7 protein-coding genes are annotated in these 4,871 nt (G+C 55.7%); all 7 read right to left on the bottom strand.

All coding sequences use genetic code 11. The features are described 5' to 3' along the window. Window positions 1–210, bottom strand: a 210-nt coding sequence (locus tag ACP5J3_RS10785) for a hypothetical protein (RefSeq protein ID WP_428495699.1), incomplete at its 3' end; no start/stop codon positions are given. Window positions 211–353: 143 nt separating this feature from the next. Then, entirely contained in the window at window positions 354–1,526 is a 1,173-nt protein-coding gene (locus ACP5J3_RS10780) for an MFS transporter (protein ID WP_428495698.1), read from the bottom strand. Next, window positions 1,519–1,722, bottom strand: coding sequence for a hypothetical protein (locus tag ACP5J3_RS10775; RefSeq protein WP_428495697.1), 204 nt, complete (start codon window positions 1,720–1,722; stop codon window positions 1,519–1,521). Before ACP5J3_RS10775 ends, ACP5J3_RS10780 begins: the two co-directional genes overlap by 8 nt. After that, window positions 1,712–2,038, bottom strand: a complete 327-nt coding sequence (locus ACP5J3_RS10770) for a hypothetical protein (protein WP_428495696.1) — start codon at window positions 2,036–2,038, stop codon at window positions 1,712–1,714. Before ACP5J3_RS10770 ends, ACP5J3_RS10775 begins: the two co-directional genes overlap by 11 nt. A 285-nt stretch (window positions 2,039–2,323) precedes the next feature. Next, on the bottom strand, window positions 2,324–3,520 hold the full coding sequence (locus tag ACP5J3_RS10765) for a hypothetical protein (RefSeq protein ID WP_428495695.1): 1,197 nt from the start codon (window positions 3,518–3,520) through the stop codon (window positions 2,324–2,326). Continuing rightward, window positions 3,517–4,371 (bottom strand): hypothetical protein, encoded by an 855-nt coding sequence (locus tag ACP5J3_RS10760; RefSeq protein ID WP_428495694.1) that lies wholly within the window; start codon window positions 4,369–4,371, stop codon window positions 3,517–3,519. Before ACP5J3_RS10760 ends, ACP5J3_RS10765 begins: the two co-directional genes overlap by 4 nt. Further along, a partial coding sequence (locus tag ACP5J3_RS10755) for a hypothetical protein (protein WP_428495693.1) occupies window positions 4,368–4,871 on the bottom strand: 504 nt, incomplete at its 5' end. The genes ACP5J3_RS10755 and ACP5J3_RS10760, both read right to left, overlap by 4 nt.

Here is a 4,871-nt window from a genome sequence, read left to right as displayed (position 1 = left end):
GGCGCAGATCCCCCTACCCACCCCCTCCCCTGCGGCGGGAGGCAACTCCCCCGCCGCCTCTACAAAAGCCCGGCCCCCTCCGGGGGATCTGCCTCTGCCAACGCCGCCATTCCACGCCTCTTCGTCAATGCCTCCAGCAAGTAGAGCAATTCCACGCGTACCCGTTGTCTCAAAAGCGTCGACAACGGGGCGGCATCCTTCCAACTGCAAACCCAGCCAGCGCCTCTGCCAGCAAGCCCCATTCCGAACACAACTCTTTTCTTAGTCTATGTAGGCCCTATCTGCAGATGCGCCGCCGCTTGTGCTTCTGACCCCTTGCGGCGGGCCGCGCCTCTAAGAACAGAAAGGGGATGTTATTTATAACTCCAAACGCTTTTAATAATTAACAACAACCCAAATGCCGATATTATAATCATTACAGAGAAGATGACTGCGGGTCCCAGGGATATCCACAAAACAGCACTTATACCAGGGCTTATCCACGAGACCAGCCCTGTAGATGTCCCCAACAAACCCATCGCAGAACCTCTAAGATCCTCCGGCGATTTCTCTGCAACATATGAAGTTTCGGGAGCCTCATGCATTAAGAATATCATACTCGCCAAAGCCCACAGCGCCAGGAATGCATACGGGTCTTTTGCCATTGATAGCGAGAATAAAATCAGGGCGTTTAGGAGGAGGGATAACGCAATCACTTTACCTCTGCCGATTAGATCAGACGCAAAACCCCCAAGCACATACCCGACGAGAGCTGCGATATTCGCCGCTGAGAACATAAAACCCAGGGTTAGAGGATCCATGCCGATTATCGTAGCGGCATAAAGCGGCAGTATGCCCACTACCATTTCAGTACCTATAGTGTAAATCATCCAGCCTAAAATATATATTCTTAAATTCCTATCTGATACCAACAAAACAATACTCCTAAACATACTCTTTTTACCCCTATTAATTTTTATAGAGTGCTCTTTTATACAACTCAGAGAAAGGAGAGAAAGCAGTAGGATAATTGAAGAAAAGAGAAAGAGGCGAGAGTAGGAGTAGGAATTAACTACTAACCCGCCCGCCGCAGGCCCCAGTATTGAGGCAGTGGATACGGCGGCGTAGTATACGCCAATTCCCGGGGCCTTCATTTTAAAAACCTCAGCCGCTAAGGCTCTTGATATTGTAACAATTCCCGAAAAGAAAAAACTTAGAGATATCAGTAGCAGTATTACTGCTACAAGCGGCAACTCCTTAATAGAGAGCGCAAAAGTTATAATAAAAGTAAAGAGAGTGAGTATTAATAAAGCTCGCCTCCTCCCGATGTTATCAGACAGCCATCCGAGCGGCAGAGAGGATAGTACAAAAAGAAGAGCGAATAGAGAAGCCGCAAGCCCAACAACCTCAACCGACAGTCCCATCTGCTTCAAATAAGGCTGATAAAAATAATACCACAAAGCATAGGAGAAAGAAGTTAGTATACGATATGAAATCAATAAAAATTTATAATCAGAAGGATTTGTCAAAGAGAAGAATTTATACATTATACCACAAAGGCGTTGGATCGAGACCCAGCCGCCTTGTATGAACATGCGAGACAACCGCCGGGCTGTACACAAAGTACTTACCTACGACGGAATCTGCCGCCTCCTTCACAGCGCCGTAGCGACTCCGGCTGTGGCTGTCAATATACACACCGTAGATCCTCTCGGCCACGTTATTGAGATAGTTAACATCCATAAGTTTTCCAAGAGTGGCAGATATAAAAAAACGCCGCCCGGCCTCTATCGGCGAGGACAGCCACGAACTTAACAGGCACATCCCTAGGATCGCCGACTTTCAGAACAGCCAGAGACGGCCTCGCCGAGAAGGCTGAGCTAACCCTCCCGCCCTCAACGCCGCCGCCGTTAAACGCAGATACTAAAGCCGCCACGTAGCCGGGATCCTCTTTAAGAAGTCTAGCCAAGGCGCCGGCGCGCTCCGCCAACTCGCCCAGCTTCAAATCAGCGGGACCCCCCACGCCCTCCATACTCTTAACCTCGCCGATAACCAGCATGTCCGGCATCACACCCAAAAAATCAAGCCGAGGTGCTTGAGGGTCGAGCCGTATAAGCACAGAAGAGCCCCACGCGCCGTTAATCCCCTAGCCGCATTCTGGATTAGGTATCGTCACCTCGGCGCCGATACGCGCCGGACTAACGCCCACCAGCTCAGGCATAATAGCTACAGAGAATTAGCCGCTGTCAGGACGCGTGAAGGTATAACCTCCCCCCAGCTCGCCGCCACGCGGTACCACACTTTCGGCCCGCGTCCCCCACCTAGAGGTGGACCAGCCCTTGGCCTAGCCCCCGGCGCCGGTCCCCCGCGCCCCTCCATAGACCTCGCCGCAGTCCACCTCCCTCAATCTGGCGAAGCCGCGAAACACCGGACTCGCCACCAGTCTATACTCCCACTTGTACAAAACCAGAGGCCACTTTAGGAGATACGCCGGATCTACCGGAGGCACGTATAGATACGGGCGGTCGCCTCTGTGCCTCAGCTCAAACAGCCCAACCCTCTTCGCAAACTCCACAGCCTTCTTGAACCTCTCCCTAACCCACTTGACGGGGACCACAGGTATGTGCGGGGCATACGGCGGCCCCCTCACGTCGTAAACCGAGCCCCGGTACGGCTCCTCGACAACCACCTTGTCGCCCTCCCTAACCGCTAGATAGAGGCCGTCCTCCCCCATAAGCACCCACTCGCCGGTGTCGAGAGTGCCGAGGACGAGGTCCCAAGCCAGATGCTCGTCGCCGCCCCGGCCGACAAGCCTCAAATAGTCCCCCTCGGGCTCCACGATACGGAACTCCTCGCCCACAAGGCGGCCGGAGCCGGGGAACTCGTTGACGGGCGCCAGCCGTCTCCTCCTCATCTCGCAACGCATATCGGCCAGAAACCCGTCAATGTTCATCGGGAATCTCTCCCCCTCGAAGCCGGGGCAATCCCCCCGGAACCGCACCTCTCTAGACTCCAGCAGGCTCCTGTAGTCCGCCACCATCTTGTCTATAGTGAGGGACAGCTTGGCGACCACCTCCTCCAGCCGCAACCCCGGCACAAATCTGGCGGTGAGCACGCCCTCTAAATCCAGCCCGTCCAGCATAATACTCTCGTAGTTCATAGACGCCGCAGGCGGATCCGTCAAGAGGAGGTTAACCCCAAGCCCCCCCGCAATTTCAAACTCCCTAGCGGCAAACCTCGTCCACACCACCTCGCCCCCCTCAGTCAGCCCCGGCAGGGGAGGAATAGGCGCGTCGGCTAGGTAGCCCTCCACGACGCCGAGCTCCAGCCGCCAAGGCCCCGGATGAACTGCGTACAGCCCGTCGTTAAAACCCTCGATAAACCACACGAGGAGCCGGGCGGGCTGCCCCCCGATAACCATATACAGCTCCCCTCCCCTCTCGACAAACTTAAAATTAGCCCACATCCTCCTCACAGCCACCACCCGCTCCGCCACGCCGTGCACGGGGCCGCCCTCGACAAAGACCTTGAAGCAGATCACTCCCACACCATTATCGGATACTCGTCATGAGGAGACAGAGACACCTCCTCAACGACGTGCACGTACCTCACCAAGGGCCATTTGAGAAGGTAGATGTTTTCTATGGGGACTCTTACGCGGGCCACGCCCCCGGCGCGCCGCGCCACCTCCCGCAACCTCCTCCTCACCCACCTCACCGGCACCACTGGGTAGTAAGGCGCGTAGGGCGGCCCCCTCACGTCGTAAATAAAGCCGCGGTAAGGCTCCTTCACGACAACACGGCCCCCCTCTCTGACGGCGAGGTATAGGCCGTCTTCCCAAATCAAGATCCACTCCCCCGTGTCGAGAGTGCCCAGCACGAGGTCCCAAGCCAGAAACTCGTCGCCGCCCCTACCCACTAGGCGTAGGTAGTCCGCGTCCGGCTCCACAATACGAAACTCCTCACCCACAAGGCCGCCGGAGCCGGGGTGCTTCTCCGCGGGGAGTATGGAGACTCTAAACCAGTCCCATCTCTTGTAAACAGAGGGATTCGCCCGGTAGAAGAAGGCCAGCTTGACCGTGGGCGGGGCCTCGACAAACGACCTGCTTATCCCGGACACCGTGGGCCAGACGAGGAAGGGCCGCCCGTCCTCCGCCCACGCCACGAATCTGCCCCAGCCCTCCCCAGTCCTTATAGGCACGGCGGGGGCGTCGGGGACCAAATAGCCCCTTATGTAGCCTATATGCGCCCTCCCCACGTACAGCGGCCAGCTGTCGCGGAGCCTGGGCCGGAAATCCCAAGAGCCGTGCGCGGAGGCCAGCACTTTACAACTTCTCGGGCAATCACCCCCGCTGGGACAACAGACGTCTACATATCTATAGGCGACAATCATTTCAAAAACTGCACCACAGGCGCGTATTTAGAATACTTATCAATCAGGTTGCCAACCATATCTGAAATACTCGAATAAAAATCTGCGATAGAAGACGGATCTCGCTGCGACAGCTGTCTGTAAGCCCGCCACGTCTCGTCGGCTACACTCCTTAAATAGGCCGTGTCCAGCAAGCCCTCCGGCTTCGCGTCGTATACAAAAACAGCCGCCCTATCCACGTCAGCTAACACCACCACAAATTTAACCCTTTTTATTCTGTCAAACGGGGCGAGGTTAGGATCTGCGGCAAAGGCGCTACTCACCCGCCCACCCCCCGCCATCCGGCCGCCGTTAAAAGTAGAGACCAAGGCCACAAGAGCCCCCGTAGTATACTTATCAACGAAATCTAACAACGACTTCATTTTATTAGCCACATCCTCAAGCTTTAAATCGCCAGGCCCTTGAGCCCACGCCACATTCTTCACCTCAACCACAACCAATGTATCTCCGCCTAACAAGCC

Origin of the sequence: Pyrobaculum sp. (genome assembly GCF_049971835.1) — an archaeon.
Taxonomy (GTDB): domain Archaea; phylum Thermoproteota; class Thermoprotei; order Thermoproteales; family Thermoproteaceae; genus Pyrobaculum.
This window is presented reverse-complemented; position numbering and strand designations above follow the sequence as displayed.

Bases quoted from the DNA above. Each gene is read 5' to 3' on its own strand.
- ACP5J3_RS10760 (WP_428495694.1), bottom strand. From the start codon at position 4,371: ATGATTGTCGCCTATAGATATGTAGACGTCTGTTGTCCCAGCGGGGGT.
- ACP5J3_RS10780 (WP_428495698.1), bottom strand. From the start codon at position 1,526: ATGTATAAATTCTTCTCTTTGACAAATCCTTCTGATTATAAATTTTTA.
- ACP5J3_RS10770 (WP_428495696.1), bottom strand. From the start codon at position 2,038: ATGCTGGTTATCGGCGAGGTTAAGAGTATGGAGGGCGTGGGGGGTCCC.
- ACP5J3_RS10775 (WP_428495697.1), bottom strand. From the start codon at position 1,722: ATGGATGTTAACTATCTCAATAACGTGGCCGAGAGGATCTACGGTGTG.